Source organism: Pseudomonas sp. UBA6699 (genome assembly GCF_002454615.1).
Taxonomy (GTDB): domain Bacteria; phylum Pseudomonadota; class Gammaproteobacteria; order Pseudomonadales; family Pseudomonadaceae; genus Aquipseudomonas; species Aquipseudomonas juntendi.
The window spans coordinates 15,706-31,405 of record NZ_DKJF01000010.1 but is presented as its reverse complement, the minus strand read 5'-3'; the positions used below and the strand labels follow the sequence as shown (position 1 = coordinate 31,405).

At 62.7% G+C, this 15,700-nt stretch carries 15 protein-coding genes; 6 read left to right on the top strand and 9 right to left on the bottom strand.

Annotated features, from left to right (window positions below; translation table 11 throughout):
- The first annotated feature begins 113 nt into the window (after positions 1-113).
- From B3361_RS01595 to pdxH, 3 genes are all read left to right on the top strand, one after another.
- Positions 114-1,259: an EstA family serine hydrolase gene (locus tag B3361_RS01595; protein ID WP_029887506.1), complete on the top strand. Its 1,146-nt coding sequence runs from the start codon at positions 114-116 to the stop codon at positions 1,257-1,259.
- Between the two features lie 99 nt (positions 1,260-1,358).
- Positions 1,359-2,336, top strand: coding sequence for an OmpA family protein (locus tag B3361_RS01590; RefSeq protein WP_054904080.1), 978 nt, complete (start codon positions 1,359-1,361; stop codon positions 2,334-2,336).
- A gap of 18 nt (positions 2,337-2,354) precedes the next feature.
- Positions 2,355-3,002, top strand: a complete 648-nt coding sequence (gene pdxH / locus B3361_RS01585) for a pyridoxamine 5'-phosphate oxidase (RefSeq protein ID WP_009684611.1) — start codon at positions 2,355-2,357, stop codon at positions 3,000-3,002.
- Between the two features lie 112 nt (positions 3,003-3,114).
- Here the strand turns inward: pdxH and B3361_RS01580 are convergent, their stop codons facing one another.
- A complete protein-coding gene (locus B3361_RS01580; protein WP_054904081.1) occupies positions 3,115-3,354 on the bottom strand; it encodes a hypothetical protein in 240 nt (79 codons plus the stop codon).
- A gap of 146 nt (positions 3,355-3,500) precedes the next feature.
- On the opposite strand from B3361_RS01580, the gene B3361_RS01575 reads away from it, so the two are divergent.
- The gene (locus B3361_RS01575) at positions 3,501-3,965 is read left to right on the top strand and encodes a glycine zipper 2TM domain-containing protein (protein ID WP_009684613.1); all 465 of its coding nucleotides are present in this window, start codon (positions 3,501-3,503) and stop codon (positions 3,963-3,965) included.
- A gap of 111 nt (positions 3,966-4,076) precedes the next feature.
- Here B3361_RS01575 and B3361_RS01570 read toward each other — a convergent pair whose 3' ends face one another.
- The 7 genes from B3361_RS01570 to B3361_RS01540 all read right to left on the bottom strand — a co-directional run bounded on the left by B3361_RS01570 (position 4,077) and on the right by B3361_RS01540 (position 11,615).
- Positions 4,077-5,684, bottom strand: coding sequence for an NAD(P)/FAD-dependent oxidoreductase (locus B3361_RS01570; protein WP_009684614.1), 1,608 nt, complete (start codon positions 5,682-5,684; stop codon positions 4,077-4,079).
- A gap of 103 nt (positions 5,685-5,787) precedes the next feature.
- Positions 5,788-6,462, bottom strand: coding sequence for a COG3650 family protein (locus B3361_RS01565; RefSeq protein ID WP_154211086.1), 675 nt, complete (start codon positions 6,460-6,462; stop codon positions 5,788-5,790).
- A gap of 209 nt (positions 6,463-6,671) precedes the next feature.
- On the bottom strand, positions 6,672-7,373 hold the full coding sequence (locus B3361_RS01560; RefSeq protein WP_054904083.1) for an ABC transporter ATP-binding protein: 702 nt from the start codon (positions 7,371-7,373) through the stop codon (positions 6,672-6,674).
- A complete protein-coding gene (gene livG, locus B3361_RS01555; protein ID WP_009684617.1) occupies positions 7,374-8,141 on the bottom strand; it encodes a high-affinity branched-chain amino acid ABC transporter ATP-binding protein LivG in 768 nt (255 codons plus the stop codon). It abuts the gene before it with no gap.
- Positions 8,138-9,394 carry a high-affinity branched-chain amino acid ABC transporter permease LivM gene (locus B3361_RS01550; RefSeq protein WP_009684618.1) on the bottom strand — a complete coding sequence of 419 codons (1,257 nt, stop codon included), beginning with the start codon at positions 9,392-9,394 and terminating at the stop codon, positions 8,138-8,140. The genes livG and B3361_RS01550 overlap by 4 nt, the downstream gene beginning before the upstream one ends.
- Positions 9,391-10,314 carry a high-affinity branched-chain amino acid ABC transporter permease LivH gene (gene livH / locus B3361_RS01545; protein ID WP_008097482.1) on the bottom strand — a complete coding sequence of 308 codons (924 nt, stop codon included), beginning with the start codon at positions 10,312-10,314 and terminating at the stop codon, positions 9,391-9,393. The genes B3361_RS01550 and livH overlap by 4 nt, the downstream gene beginning before the upstream one ends.
- 185 nt (positions 10,315-10,499) lie before the next feature.
- Positions 10,500-11,615 carry a branched-chain amino acid ABC transporter substrate-binding protein gene (locus tag B3361_RS01540; RefSeq protein ID WP_009684619.1) on the bottom strand — a complete coding sequence of 372 codons (1,116 nt, stop codon included), beginning with the start codon at positions 11,613-11,615 and terminating at the stop codon, positions 10,500-10,502.
- A 359-nt stretch (positions 11,616-11,974) separates the two neighbouring features.
- Here B3361_RS01540 and B3361_RS01535 point away from each other — a divergent pair, with 359 nt between their 5' ends.
- A complete protein-coding gene (locus tag B3361_RS01535; protein ID WP_009684620.1) occupies positions 11,975-12,286 on the top strand; it encodes a DUF2288 domain-containing protein in 312 nt (103 codons plus the stop codon).
- Positions 12,287-12,451: 165 nt separating this feature from the next.
- Positions 12,452-13,339 carry an NAD(P)-dependent oxidoreductase gene (locus B3361_RS01530; protein WP_054904084.1) on the top strand — a complete coding sequence of 296 codons (888 nt, stop codon included), beginning with the start codon at positions 12,452-12,454 and terminating at the stop codon, positions 13,337-13,339.
- Here B3361_RS01530 and B3361_RS01525 read toward each other — a convergent pair.
- Entirely contained in the window at positions 13,239-15,503 is a 2,265-nt protein-coding gene (locus B3361_RS01525; RefSeq protein WP_286920044.1) for a putative bifunctional diguanylate cyclase/phosphodiesterase, read from the bottom strand. The genes B3361_RS01530 and B3361_RS01525 overlap by 101 nt on opposite strands.
- Positions 15,504-15,700: the final 197 nt, after the last annotated feature.

Genomic DNA, 15,700 nt, shown 5'->3' with positions numbered 1-15,700 from the left:
GGTGGGTGCGGTGCACTGGGCATCGCGACCGCCGGGCTCAAGCCAGTTTGCAAAACGCCCAACTACTGAAACAATGCAGACCTTTTTGACTATCGTCACACGGAGAGCAGCGGGTGCAGATCCAGGGTCACTATGAGCTGAAGTTCGAAGCCGTGCGCGAGGCTTTTGCCGCGCTGTTCGATGATCCCCAGGAGCGTGGCGCCGCGCTGTGCATCCAGGTGGGGGGCGAAACCGTGGTCGACCTGTGGGCCGGCAGTGCAGACAAGGACGGCCAGCAGGCGTGGCACAGCGACACCATCGCCAACCTGTTTTCCTGTACCAAGACCTTCACCGCGGTGACCGCACTGCAGCTGGTCGGCGAGGGCAAGCTGGCACTCGATGCACCGGTGGCCAACTACTGGCCCGAGTTTGCCCAGGCCGGTAAGCAAGCGATCACCCTGCGCCAACTGCTCAGCCACCGTGCGGGTTTGCCCGCCCTACGCGCGCTGCTGCCGGCCGAAGCCTTGTATGACTGGCAGGTCATGGTCGATGCCCTGGCGGCCGAAACGCCGTGGTGGGCGCCTGGCACGGAACACGGGTATGCCGCCATCACCTACGGCTGGCTGATCGGCGAACTGATTCGCCGGGCCGACGGTCGGGCCCCGGGTGACTCGATCGTGGCGCGTACCGCTCGCCCGCTAGGGCTGGATTTTCATGTTGGCCTGGCCGACGAAGCGTTTCACCGCGTGGCGCATATTGCCCGCGGCAAAGGCAACCCCGGCGACGCCGCGGCGCAGCGCTTGCTGCAGGTGACCCTGCGCGAGCCCGAGGCCTTGTCCACCCGTGCCTTTACCAACCCCCCGGCGATCCTGACCAGCACCAACAAGCCAGAATGGCGGCGCATGCAGCAGCCGGCGGCCAACGGCCACGGCAACGCACGCAGCCTGGCGGGGTTTTATGCCGGGTTGCTGGACGGCAGCCTGCTCGAGTCCGAATTGCTCGACGAACTGACCCGCGAACACAGCCTTGGCCAGGACCGCACCTTGCTCACCCAGACCCGCTTCGGTCTGGGCTGCATGCTCGATCAGCCGGAGGTGGCCAACGCCACTTTCGGCCTGGGGCCCCGCGCCTTTGGCCACCCTGGGGCCGGGGGTTCTGTGGGGTTCGCCGACCCGGAACATGATGTCGCGTTCGGCTTCGTGGTCAATACCCTCGGGCCTTATGTGCTCATGGACCCGCGGGCGCAAAAACTGGTCCGTGTGCTTGCCGGTTGCCTTTGATCGGGTAATGCGGGTATTGCTTCCGCCCTTTGACTATCCTCAATGCCAACGCCTGAAGTGCCTAGGCAAAATATCTTTCTATTTCATGGTGTATCGCTGATGTCTTCACATAAAACCTTAGCACTCGCCCTGTGTCTGACCGCCGTTACCGGTTGCGCCAGCCACTCCCCGGAGGGCTCCAAGGAAGGTGGTTCCAGCTGGTGGCCTTTCGGTTCGGACAAGGTCGCCGAGCAGGAAGTGAAGGCAGCCGTCACAGACAATGTGGCCAAGGCCGATGCCAAGTCGGAAAGCACCAGCCGCTGGTGGTGGCCGTTCGGCGGTGACGACCAGCAAGCCAAGGGCCCTGTGGTGCCTAAAATCGACCAGCAGGCGACCCAGGCCTGGCTGGACGAGTACGAGCCGAAGCTGCGCGAAGCCATCAAGGACAGCAAGCTGGAACTGGAGCGCCGCGACAACGTGTTGGCCGTGACCCTGCCGGTGGACAGCTCGTACAACCCAGACCGCCCTAACATGCTGCTGCCCATGTCGCTTGGCCCGATCACCCGGGTTGCCAAAACGGTTGAAGGCGACCCTAAGACCGCCGTACTGGTATTGGGCCATGCCGACACCAGCGGTGCCGCTGCTGCCAACCAGAAGCTCAGCCTGGAACGCGCCGCGTCGGTTTCGGCTATTTTCCGCCTCAGCGGCCTGCAGCGTGACCGCCTGACCCTCAAGGGTATGGGTTCGGTAATGCCGCGTGCTGCCAATGACAGCCCCGAGGGCCGTGCCCTCAACCGCCGCGTGGAAATGCTGCTGACCCCGCAAAACACCATGGTCGCGCTGCTGGCCAAGTACCAACAGGCTGCTCCGGCACCGGCGCCGGCTGCAATGGTGGCCGTGCAGGATGCCAAGGCGCCTGCCGCCAAGCCGGCCACCAGCAAGCCGGCTGCCAAGCCCGCAGCGAAAAAGCCCGTGGCCAAGGCCAAGGCGCCTGCCAAAACCACGGCCAAGAAAAAAGCCGCGCCAGCCAAGCCTGTCGCCAAGAAAGCTACCACCGACAAGAAAGTAGCTGCCAATAGCCCTGCGAAGACCAACTGATCGTCAAGGAACGCAGCAATGACCCAATCCCTGGCCGATATGCGCCGCGACTACACCCGTGATGGCCTGGCAGAAGCCCAGGCGCCGGGCGAGCCGTTCGCCCTGTTTCACCAGTGGTTCGCCGACGCGGTCAAAACCGAGCAGGCGCCGGTGGAAGCCAACGCCATGACCTTGGCCACGGTGGACGGCGAGGGCCGTCCGCATTGCCGGGTACTGTTGCTCAAGGGGCTCGATGAGCAGGGTTTCACCTTTTTCACCAATTACGACAGTGCCAAAGGCCAGCACCTGCAAGCCAACCCGTTTGCAGCCATGACCTTTTTCTGGCCGGCGCTGGAGCGCCAGGTGCGTATCGAGGGGCGGGTGGTGAAGGTGTCGGCCAAGGAGTCGGACGACTATTACCAAGTGCGCCCACTGGGCAGCCGCCTGGGGGCCTGGGCATCACCGCAGAGCCGGGTGATTGCCGGGCGTGAAGAGCTGGAGGGGCTGGTGAAGGCCACCGAAGCGCGGTTTTCCGATACACAGCCACATTGTCCGGAACATTGGGGTGGCTATCGCTTGCTGCCTGAGCGGGTCGAGTTCTGGCAGGGGCGGGCGAGCCGTTTGCATGACCGCCTCAACTACCGGCGGGTCGATGGGCAGTGGCTGCGGGAGCGGTTGGCGCCCTGAGATTTTCCAGGGCTTGCCATGCCATGTCGCGACACCGCGACAGGGCATGGCCTTGCGACCCATCGCCGGCAAGCCGGGCTCCCACAGGTGGGATCAGGGCATGGTCGGTCTTTCAACGTGACCTTGAATACTCCACCGCCTCCCGTTGCAGCCAGCCTGCCAGTTCCCTGCGCTTCACCTTCGCCAGCCGCGCCTGCTCCAGCCTCTGCAGCATGAACGCGCGTTTGTGCGGATCAGCCCCTGCCAGCGACAACGCCAGGTCGCGGTCCATCCAGCGGCGCATGCGCACGTACAGCCACCCGTGGAAATAAAGCCCCGCAACGGTGGTCACCACGACGATGAAGTAATCCATGGCTATCCTTGGTCTCAATTGAAGCGCCATGGCACAGCCGCGCTGGCTGTACCCCGGCTGAATGAAAACAACTTTATTGCGTTTGTACCGTGACAGCCGTCAATGTGCAGCGTCTAATAAGCACCTGACTTATGGAGATTTTACCCATGCGTAAATCCGCTTTGCTGGTGGCAACCTTTACCACCATGTCGCTGCTGCTAGGGGGCTGTGCCTCGAGCCTGACCGGCGATAGCTACTCCCGTGATGAGGCCCGCCGCGTGCAAACCGTACGGATGGGCACTATCGAATCCCTGCGCCCGGTCAAGATCGAGGGTACCAAGACCCCGATCGGTGGCGGCGCAGGCGCCATTGTCGGTGGTGTGGCGGGCAGCGCCGTCGGCGGTGGCCGTGGCAGCATCGTTGCCGCAGTCATCGGTGCCGTTGCCGGTGGCCTGGCGGGTTCCGCTGCCGAAGAAGGCCTGACCCGTACCCAGGGTGTCGAGATCACTGTGCGTGAAGACGACGGCAGCATGCGTGCCTATGTCCAGGCCGTGCAGGAAAACGAAATCTTCCGTGTGGGCGACCGTGTGCGCATCATGACTGTTGACGGCACCAGCCGCGTTTCGCACTGAGCGTAGCGCAGCCAAACAAAACCCCGACTGGCGACTGCCAGCCGGGGTTTTTTTATGCTTCAGGCTGATGGCAGAGCCGGGGTACGCGAACCACGGTTCGGCTGACCCCCGTCAAAGGCCCAGCATGTCCCGCGCTACCGCTTCGGCAATGCGAATGCCGTCGACCCCTGCCGACAGGATGCCGCCGGCATAACCTGCGCCTTCGCCGGCCGGGAACAGCCCCTTGAGGTTCAGGCTTTGATAGTCCTCACCGCGGGTGATGCGCAGCGGCGAGGAGGTCCGGGTTTCGATCCCGGTCAACACCGCATCAGGCAGGTTGTAGCCCTTGATCTGCCGGTCGAATGCCGGCAGTGCCTCGCGGATCGCCTCGATGGCGAACGCCGGTAGGCTTGGTGCCAGATCGCCCAGGGTCACGCCCGGCTTGTAGGATGGCTCGACACTGCCCAGCGCGGTCGACGGCCGCCCCGCAACGAAGTCACCCACCAGCTGTGCCGGCGCCTGGTAATTGCTGCCCCCCATCACGTAGGCATGGGCCTCCAGGCGTTCCTGCAGTTCGATACCGGCCAGCGGGCTGCCTGGGTAGTCGCGTTCGGGGTCGATGCCGACGACGATGCCGGAGTTGGCGTTGCGCTCGTTACGCGAGTACTGGCTCATGCCGTTGGTGACTACCCGGCCCGGTTCGCTGGTTGCGGCGACCACGGTGCCGCCCGGGCACATGCAGAAGCTGTATACCGAACGGCCGTTACTGGCGTGGTACACCAGTTTGTAGTCGGCAGCCCCCAGTTTCGGGTGACCGGCGTATTTGCCAAGGCGCGCCTTGTCGATGAGCGTTTGCGGGTGCTCGATGCGAAAGCCCACCGAGAATGGCTTGGCTTCCATGTACACGCCTTTGGCATGCAGCATGCGGAAGGTGTCGCGGGCACTGTGGCCCAGGGCCAGAACCACATGGCGCGAGTGCAGTTGCTCGCCGCTTTCCAGCACCACGCCGGTCAACTGGCCATCTTCGATCAGCAGGTCGGTGACCTTTTCCTGGAAGCGCACTTCGGCCCCGAGGGCGATCATGTCCTGACGCATCTGCTCGACCATGCCGGTCAGGCGGAAGGTGCCGATGTGCGGCTTGTTGATGTACAGGATCTCGTCGGGCGCACCGGCCTTGACGAACTCTTCCAGCACTTTGCGGCCGTGGTGCTGCGGGTCCTTGATCTGGCTGTACAGCTTGCCGTCCGAGAAGGTGCCGGCGCCGCCTTCGCCGAACTGCACATTGGACTCGGGGTTGAGCACGCTCTTGCGCCACAGGCCCCAAGTGTCCTTGGTGCGCTGGCGCACTTCCTTGCCGCGTTCGAGGATGATCGGCTTGAAGCCCATCTGCGCCAGCAGCAGGCCGGCAAAAATGCCGCACGGGCCAAAGCCGACCACGATCGGACGTTCCTGCAGGCCGGCCGGGGCCTGGCCAACGAACTTGTAGGTCACGTCGGGGGCAGGGCCGATGTTGCGATCATCGGCGAACTTGGCAAGCAGCTCGGCTTCGTTGCTGGCTTGCAGGTCGATGGTGTAGATGAACAGCAGCTCGCTGTTCTTCTTGCGCGCATCGTAGCTGCGCTTGAACAGGTTGAAGCTGAGCAGTTGCTCGTCGCGGATGCCCAGGCGCTGGACGATGGCGTCACGCAGCGCTTCGTCGGGGTGGTCCAGGGGCAGCTTCAGTTCGGTGATTCGTAGCATGGCAGGGTCCAGTATCCCGGCCATGGGCGGCCGGCGGCTTTACACAAACCGCCAAGTATAAGCTGTTAGCCGCCTTGACTGGCAGGATAAAAGCGCCCGGTGATCAGTTGTCGCGTGCGCCGCCGTAGTAGCCGCAGCCTTGCAAGGTCTTGCCGTCGATGCGCAATTCGGCACGCAGGTGGTCAACGGCCCCAGTGGCGCTGTCTACGCAGCGTTGTGGTGCGACCCACAGTTCCACATGCTGACCGTTGGCTTCGCTGGTCAGGGTCAGGCCGCCACCGGGGACTTCTTCTTCAAGGAATGGCAGGGGCAGGGGCGCTTGACCCACACGGTTGAGCACCATGCCCTTGCCACTGGCCTTGACGTCCCAGCCCGGCTCGTGGCCGCTGGCGCGCAGGGTCAGTTGCCTGAAATTGGGGTCCTCGCAGGCGCGGGCGGACGGTTCCAGGCGGTACAGGCGACGCACTTCCAGCTGGCCGTCGCTATTGGCCTGCTTGCTGCCGGTGAGGCGGCCGCGCACATCGGCGAACAGCTTGTCATTGGCACCCTTGGCCAGGTTGGCGGCTTCTTGCAGGATGCCGGTGGCGCCAACGTCATTGATCACGAAGGTACGGTTTTCGCTGCAAGGCTTGAACAGCAGCTGGCCACCGGCAGCGCGCAGTTCGCCCTGCATGCGCGTGGTGCCGATGTTCGGGTCGCTGGGGGCGTCAGCCATCAGTTGGCAGCCGGTGAACAGGGGCAGCAGGGCGGTGAGCAGCAGGGTGGGGGTCAGGCGCATGGGGCGGGGCTCCGGGATCTTTGCCGTGAAAGCTGGCCACGTTACGCAGGCTGGCGGTGGATCTCAAGTCAAGGGTTGCTCGCACAGGCGCCCACTGCCCTGAGGATTGCGGGTGGCTTGCAGGCGCCGGCTTGCCGGCGACGGGGGGCGATGCAGACAACACGTTCCTTGCAGGCAGAAAAAAGGGCCTGTGAAGGCCCTTTCCCCAATCAACCACCCAGATACGCGTCGCGCACCTTCGGGTCGGTCAACAAGGCTTCCCCGGTACCGTGCATCACCACCCGGCCGTTTTCCAGCACGTATGCCCGGTCGGCAATCTTCAGCGCCTGGTTGGCGTTCTGTTCCACCAAGAACACCGTTACGCCGTCGCGGCGCAACTGTTCGATGATGTCGAAGATCTGCTGGATGATGATTGGCGCCAGGCCCAACGAGGGTTCGTCGAGCAGCAGGAGCTTGGGCTTGCTCATCAGGGCCCGGCCAATGGCGAGCATCTGCTGCTCGCCACCCGACATGGTGCCGCCACGCTGTGAGTAGCGCTCCTTGAGGCGCGGGAACAACTGCAGGACTTTGTCCAGTTGCGCCTGGTAGTCGCCTTTGTCGGTGAAGAAACCACCCATGGCCAGGTTCTCCTCGACGGTCAGGCGGGCGAACACGCGGCGGCCTTCCGGTACCACCGCAATGCTCTTGCGCATGATGTGCGAGGACGGCTGGCCGACCAGTTCTTCACCCAGGTACTTGATGCTGCCGCTGTGCGCCTGGGGTGAGCCGCACAGGGTCATCAGCAGGGTCGACTTGCCGGCCCCGTTGGCACCGATCAGGGTGACGATCTCCCCTTGGTTGATCTCCACGTTGACGCTGTGCAGTGCCTGGATCTTGCCGTAGAAGGTGGAAACGTTCTCGAACTTCAGCATTTACGCTTCCCCCAGGTAGGCTTTGATCACATCAGGGTTGTCGCGGATCTCCTCGGGCGTGCCGTGGGCCAGGGGGGTGCCCTGGTTGATCACCACGATATGGTCGGAAATACTCATCACCAGCTTCATGTCGTGCTCGATCAGCAGCACGGTGACGTTGTGCGACTCACGCAGGTAGCCGATCAGGGCCTTGAGGTCTTCGGTTTCCTTGGGGTTCAGGCCAGCTGCCGGCTCGTCGAGCATGATGATGCGCGGCTGCGTCATCATGCAGCGGGCGATTTCCAGGCGGCGCTGCTGGCCGTAGGCGAGGGTGCCGGCGGTACGGTTGGCGAACTCGGTCAGGTTGACCTTTTCCAGCCAGTACTGCGCGCGCTCCATGGCCTCCTTTTCGCTGCGGCGGAAGCCCGGGGTCTTGAACAGGCCTGCGAAGAAGTTGGTGTTGAGGTGACGGTGCTGGGCGATCAGCAGGTTTTCCAGCGCGGTCATTTCCTTGAACAAGCGCACGTTCTGGAAGGTGCGCACCACGCCCTTGCGGGCGATCTGGTGCCCGGCCAGGCCCTGGATGGGCTGGCCATCGAGCAGGATGGTGCCGCCGCTGGGCTTGTAGAAGCCGGTAAGGCAGTTGAACACCGTGGTCTTGCCGGCGCCGTTCGGCCCGATCAGTGCCACCACCTGTTTTTCCTTGACGGTCAGGCCCACGCCGTTGACCGCCAACAAGCCGCCGAAGCGCATGCTCAGGCCGCTGACTTGCAGAATTTCGCGGCTCATCGACGCAGCTCCATGTGTGGACGTTGCATAGGCAGCAGGCCTTGCGGACGCCAGATCATCATCAACACCATCAGCGCACCGAACATCAGCATCCGGTATTCGCTGAACTCTCGCATCAGCTCTGGCAGCAGGATCATCACGATGGCCGCGAGGATCACGCCCAGTTGTGAGCCCATGCCGCCGAGCACGACGATGGCGAGGATGATCGCCGACTCGATGAAGGTGAACGACTCGGGCGTCACCAGGCCTTGGCGGGCAGCGAAGAAGCTGCCGGCGAAACCGGCGAAGCAGGCACCCAGGGTGAACGCCGAAAGCTTGATCACCGTCGGGTTGAGGCCCAGTGCACGGCAGGCGATCTCGTCTTCGCGCAGGGCTTCCCAGGCGCGGCCGATCGGCATGCGCAGCAGGCGGTTGATGACGAACAGTGCCAGCAGGGCCAGCAGCAGGGCCACCAGGTAGAGGAAGATGACCTTGTTGATCGAGTTGTACGGCAAGCCGAAGAACTCATGGAAGGTCTGCATACCCTCGGCGGCACGCCGTTCGAAGGTCAGGCCGAAGAACTCCGGCTTGGGGATGTTGCTGATGCCGTTGGGGCCGCCGGTCCAGTCGGTGAGGTTACGCAGGAACAGGCGGATGATCTCGCCGAAGCCGAGCGTCACGATCGCCAGGTAGTCGCCGCGCAGGCGCAGCACCGGGAAGCCGAGCAGGAAGCCGAAGGTGGCAGCCATCAGGCCGGCGATCGGCAGGCATACCCAGAAGCTCCACCCCAGGTAATGCGACAGCATGGCGTAGCTGTAGGCGCCGACGGCGTAGAAACCCACGTAACCCAGGTCGAGCAGGCCCGCCAGGCCAACCACGATGTTCAGGCCCAGGCCCAGCAACACGTAGATCAGGATCAGCGTGGCAATGTCGACCGCGCCGCGTGAACCGAAGAACGGCCACACCAATGCGGCGACGATCAGGCCCATGATCACGTAGCGCTGGGTTTTCGGCAGGGTCAGGTAGTTGCTGACTGCCGGTGGGATCAGTTTGCGGTCCGAGCGGCGGCCCATCACCGCACTCCACTGCCGGTCGAACAGTACCCGCAGGAACATCAGTAGCGAACACACGGCAATGATGCTGATGGTGAACGTGCCTTGGCTGTGCACCACCAGGCTGATGCCGTCGATGCTCAGTTTCAGGCCCAGCACCGGGAAGGCCACGGCCCAGACCAGCAAGGCGCTGAAGAACGCCTGTTTGAGATTTCTGTTCATACTTTTTCAACCTCCGGGCGGCCCAGGATGCCGGTCGGCCGGAATAGCAGGACAAGAACCAACAAGCCGAATGCCACGACGTCCTTGTACTGGTCACCGAAGATATCGGCGCCGAACGCTTCGGCCACGCCCAGCACCAGCCCGCCGAGCATGGCGCCCGGGATGCTGCCGATGCCACCCAGTACCGCCGCCGTGAAGGCCTTCAGGCCCACCAGGAAACCGGCGTTGGGGTTGATCACCCCGTACTGCATGCTCAGCAGCACGGCCGCCACGGCTGCCAGGGCGGCACCGATGACGAAGGTGAGGGCGATGATGTTGTTGGTGTTGATGCCCAGCAGGTTGGCCATCTTAATGTCCTCGGCGCAGGCGCGGCAGGCGCGACCCAGGCGGGAACGGGAGATGAACAGTGTGAGCAGGGTCATGGCCACCAGGGTGACCACGAACACCAGGATCTGCATGTAGCTGATCAGGACCTCCTCCGCGCCACCTGGCCCGAACGAGAAGCTGCCGGGGATCAGGTTGGGGATGGACTTGTCCTTGGAATCTTGCGACAGCAAGACCGTGTTCTGCAGGAAGATCGACATACCGATGGCGGAAATCAGCGGGATCAGGCGGTTGCTGTTGCGCAGGGGGCGGTAGGCAACCCGTTCGATGCTGTAACCGTAGGCACTGGTGACGAAGATCGTCGCGACGAAGGCAACGGTCATCAGGATGGGCAGCGAGTGGATGCCCATCATGGCCAGGCCCGCCAGGGCGATGAAGGCCACATACGAACCGATCATGTACACCTCGCCGTGGGCGAAGTTGATCATGCCGATGATGCCGTACACCATCGTGTAACCGATGGCGATCAAGGCATAGGTGCTGCCGATGGTCAATCCATTAACCAGTTGTTGGAAGAAATGGTAGATCTCAGGCATTACAGCGCTCCTAAAAACCTGATTTGCATTTCGCTGGCGAGGGCAAGGCCAGGAAACCGCGGGTGACGGTTTTAAGATTTTCAGGTGAGCCCGCCCCCGGATCGCGGGGGCCAGGCCCATGAACCTCGTAAAACAAAGCCCACTGCTCGCACAGTGGGCTTCTAGGTCAGCTATTAGTCACGCAGTTACTGAGGGGAGACTTCGGTCTTCGGCTTGCCGAAGTGCCATTCGTAGACCACGAACTTGAAGTCTTTCAGGTCGCCTTTGGCGTCGTAGGACAGCTCGCCGGTCGGGGTTTTGAAGGTGCCGGCGTGGATGGCCTCGGCCACCTTGTCGGTGTCTTCGGACTTGGCGGCCTTGATGCCTTGGGCGATCAGTTCCACAGCCGAGTAGGCAGGGAATACGAACGGGCCGCTTGGGTCCTTGCCGTCAGCCTTGATGGCGTCGACGATCTTCTTGTTCGCAGGGTCGGCGTCGAACGACTTCGGCAGGGTGACCAGCAGGCCTTCGGAGGCGTTCTGGGCGATCTGCGAGATGGAGTCGTTGCCCACGCCTTCCGGGCCCATGAACTTGGCTTTCAGGCCTTTTTCCTGAGCCTGGCGCAGGATCAGGCCCAGCTCTGGGTGGTAGCCACCGTAGTAGACGAAGTCAACGTTGTTCTGCTTGAGCTTCTGGATGATCGAGGAGAAGTCCTTGTCACCCGCGTTGAGGCCCTCGAACACGGCGACCTTGGTGCCTTTTTTCTCCAGGGTCTGCTTGACCGCGGTGGCGATGCCTTCACCGTACTGTTGCTTGTCGTGCAGTACCGCCACCACTTTCGGTTTGACGAAGTCGGCGATGTAGTTGCCGGCCGCCGGGCCCTGAGCGCTGTCCAGGCCGATGGTGCGGAAGATCAGCTTGTAGCCACGGGCAGTGATTTCCGGCGAAGTGGCGGCCGGGGTGATCATGATCACGCCTTCGTCTTCGTAGATGTCCGATGCCGGCTGGGTGGAGCTGGAGCACAGGTGGCCGATGACGAACTTGACGCCGTCGTTGACCACCTTGTTGGCGACTGCCACGGCCTGTTTGGGGTCGCAAGCGTCGTCGTATTCCTTGGCTTCAAGCATTTTGCCATCGACGCCACCAGCGGCGTTGATATCCTTGATAGCTTGCTTGGCGCCGATGAACTGCATGTCGCCGTACTGGGTCACAGGGCCGGTCTTGGGGCCGGCGATGCCGATCTTGATGGTATCGGCGGCAAACGAATGGCTGGCTACCCCGGCCAGTACCATCGCGGCGAACAGCTTGGAAATCTTGATCATAGTGCTCCACTCATTCTGTTGTAATTCTTATAGTCCTGGCGGCCAGGGCTACAGACCGGGCGGGATTTGCGGCGTGGCCATGCCAACGCGCAAGCCCACCTTTCCCCCGGAACATGTCCCGGAACTGTACCGGTACAGTGTAGAGCGCTGTCGGATCGCTTGAAAAGCGGTCAAAAAGTGCCTGCTTCCTGGGTTGTCGCTTGATCGAAAGAAAGATACAGAAAGGCGCCATCAAACTGCCTGTATCTGCGCTTTCAGCCCACAAGTTCGGGGCTAATCGACCAAATTACATATTTGAAACCGGGTTTTTCTGCAAAAATGCCGGCCTTTTTTATTGGCGATTTTTGCGGATACCACCCATGACCGATCAAACAAGCACCCTCTATGCCAAATTGCTTGGCGAGACTGCAATCATCGAGTGGAAAGCGCTGGAGCGTTTCTGGGCAAAGGGTGACCTGATTTGGGTCGACCCCAGCCTGGATCTGATCGCTGTGGCTGAGGCGATGGCCGAGAACCGCAGTGAAATCTTCGCCAAATGGCGTAGTGATGGCACTGTGGGGCCCGTCTCGGCAGAGCAGGCCCTGGACCTGCAAACCCGCGATCCAGAGATATGGGCGGTGGTGGTGTCACCGTTCATCGTGATCCAGGCGAAGCGTGCTGACCAAGCGTGATCTTTTTTGGTGCGTAAAAATGCGCACCGGCCTCGTTTTGGTGCTCGCTGCTGCTCAGGGCGGGTAGAGGTAAGTAACAATTCGGCGTGGCGGTAACAGTTTACGGGATGCGTAATGAGGTTGCCCCGCACACCAGCTCGATATCGAATCTGACGGGAGTCATTGATGAACACTGCACTACCTTCGCTTGGTTTTGCCGGCATTGGCCTGATGGGCTTGCCCATGTGCCGCCGGTTGCTGGCTGCGGGCTATCCGCTGACGGTCTGGAACCGTAGCCCGGACAAGTGCGCCGCGCTGGTCGCCGCGGGGGGCCGTCTGGCTGGCAGCCCGGCCGAACTGTGCCGCGACAGCGACATGGTGTTGTTGTGCCTGGCCGACACGGCGGTGGTGCGTGAGGTGGTGTTTGGCGAGCAAGGCGTTGCCGAGGGTGGCCGTGGTGGCCAGTTGCTGATCGACTTCTCGAGCCTGGAGCCTACTGCCACCCGAGAAATGGCGGCCGAGCTGGCAGCGCTGTGCGGCATGGCCTGGCTCGATGCGCCGGTGTCAGGCGGCACCGCGGGTGCCGAAACTGGCACGCTTGCGATCATGGTCGGTGGCGAAGCGGCGGACCTGCAGCGCGCTCAGCCGGTACTTGAGGTGCTGGGCCAGCGTGTCACGCACATGGGGGCGGTGGGCGCAGGCCAGGTGACCAAGGCGTGCAACCAGATGATCGTCGCCTGCAATGCGCTGGTGATTGCCGAAGTGGTGGCCCTGGCCGAGCAGGCCGGGGTGGACGCCACGCTGCTGGCCGAGGCGCTGGCCGGTGGTTTTGCCGATTCCAGGCCGTTGCAGATCCTGGCACCGCAAATGGCCGAGAGCCGCTTCGAGCCGGTCAAATGGCACGTGCGCACCTTGCTCAAGGACCTGGACGGCGCGGTCAAGTTCGCGCGCGAGCAAGGTTCGGCAACACCGCTCAGTGGCCTCGCCGCGCAACTGATGCGCCTGCACGGTAGCCAGGGGTACCTGCATAAAGATCCGGCGACCCTGGTAACGCTGTATCGCAGCAAGGGGTAAACACCACGAGGGTGCGCTGCAGCCGGCCCAACATGGGCTGCAGCTCGGCCCAGGGCATTGGCCGCCCGAGCAGAAAGCCTTGCAGGTAGTCGCAGGCGTGGTCTGCGAGAAACGCTCGCTGTTCCTCGGTTTCCACGCCTTCGCTGACCACTTGCAAGTGCAGGGTATGCGCCATCACGATGATTGCCTGGACAATTTCACGGTCTTTCTGGCTGGCCGGCACGCCTTGCAGGAAGGTGCGGTCGATCTTCAGCACATCCAGGGGCAGGTGCTTGAGGTAGGCCAAGGACGAGTAGCCGGTGCCGAAGTCGTCGATCGACAGGGCGACGCCCAGGGCGCGGACCCGTTTCAGCAGGTTGACCGTGCGCTGGATATCCCCCATCAAGGCGTTTTCGGTCACTTCCAGCTCCAGCTGGTGCGCTGAGACCCCGGCGTGGAACAAGGCCGTCTCCACCTCGTTGGGCAGTTCGTCATGGCTGAGGGTCACCGCCGAGCAGTTGACCGTTACCTTGAGGTCGCCGTGGCCGCCGCGCTGCAGCAGGGCCAGGTCGGCGCAGGCGTGCCGCAACACCCACAAGTCGAGGTCGACGATCAGGCCGTTGGTTTCGGCTATGCCGATGAACCGGTCGGGCCCAAGCAGCCCATGCTGGGGGTGCTGCCAGCGTACGAGGGCTTCCAGCTTGGCCACCCGCCCAGTGCGCTGGTCGAAGATCGGCTGGTAATGCACGCACAGGCCGCGCTCTTCCAGCAGCGCCAGTCGCAACTCTTCTTCCAGTTGCAGGGCAATCGAGGCGCGTGCCTTGAGACTGTCATTGAAAAAATTCAGGCTGTTGCGGCCGTTGTCCTTGGACTGGTAAAGGGCCAGGTCCGCATGCTTGAGCAGCTCTTCGGCGCTGCTGCCATCATCCGGAAAGATACTCACCCCAATACTGGTGGTCATCACCATGCGCCTGCCGCAAAGCTCGATGGGGTCTTTCATGCGTTGCATGATGCGCTGGGCCAGGTGGCGGGCTTCGTCGCGGCTGTTGAGGCTGGTGACCACGCAGAACTCATCGCCACCAAAGCGTGCCACCAGGTCCTGGCTGCGGGTCGCGGCCTTGATATGGTTGGCAATGACCTTGAGCAATTCATCGCCAGCGTGGTGGCCAAGGCTGTCATTGATGCGTTTGAAATGGTCGATATCCAGGAACATCACCGCCAGGCGGCTTTCGCTGGCCAGGTGCTCGGCCAGGCGTTCGGCGAACAGTTGGTTGAAACCACGGCGGTTGACCAGGTTGGTCAGTGCATCGTAGTGCGCTGCCTGCTGCAGTGACGCGCGGGCCTGGTCCAGTTCGCTGAGCAGCACGCTGACCCGGCGCAAGTCATGCTCCTTGCTTTGCAGCTTCTTGTCGGCCAGGGCCGCACTGATGCTGGCACCGCTGATCAGCAAGGTGATGAAACCGATGCCCAGCGCCAGTTGCAGGCTGTTATCCCCAGACGGCAAGCGCAGTGCGGTATCGCTGGGGATGACCAGGGTCATCGCCGACATCGCCGTGAAATGGGAAGCCACCATGCCCGCGGCGATCAGCAGGCTGGCGCCGTACTTCGCGGCCTGGTACAGGGTGCCGCTGCCATTGCGAAAGTTGCGCGCCAGGTACAATGCCAGCAGGCTGGTGAGCGGGGCGATGATGGCAGCACCCAGCAGCGGGCCGGTCTGGTAGTACTGCCGGGCGCCGGTTTGCATCGCGGCCATGCCGACAAAGTGCATGAGGACGATACCCATGCCGATCAGTACCGCGCTTTGGACGATGTGTGGCGTGCGCATGTCCTTGCGATCGAGGCTGCGCATGGCCAGCCAGGCAACCGCCAGGGCAATGAGCAGGGAAAGGATGGTCAACGGCAGGTCGTAGTGCACTTCGACGGATGCCTGAAAGGCCAGCATGCTGATGAAATGCATGGCCGATATGCCGCCGGCCAGGCAGCAGGCGCCAAGTACGTTCCATTGCCGGTGGGCGGTAGGGTCCTCGCTGTGGGACTGGCGCTCGGCCATGTCGAGGGTGGCGAAACAGGCTGCGCAGGCTACTACGTAGGCGAGTAGAACCAGCAGCGGCTCATGCCGACAATCGAGCAGGATACGTCCGGTTGCCGGCAAGTCGGCGAACAGTTGCAGGCCCAGCCACTCCATGGAATGCCTCTCGATCGAGTTTTCACTCGTCTGCGCTACAACCCTGTGCAGACTGCCCAGAGGCAGTATAGGAACAAGTGTTTAAGCCTTCCTGGATAATGGCACATTGATTTCTACGATTTGGTTATCAACCTAATCGCTGTCGGAAATATGGCCCCCACCCAAGGGCAGCGTGCCCGCTATGTGCCTGGCACGAT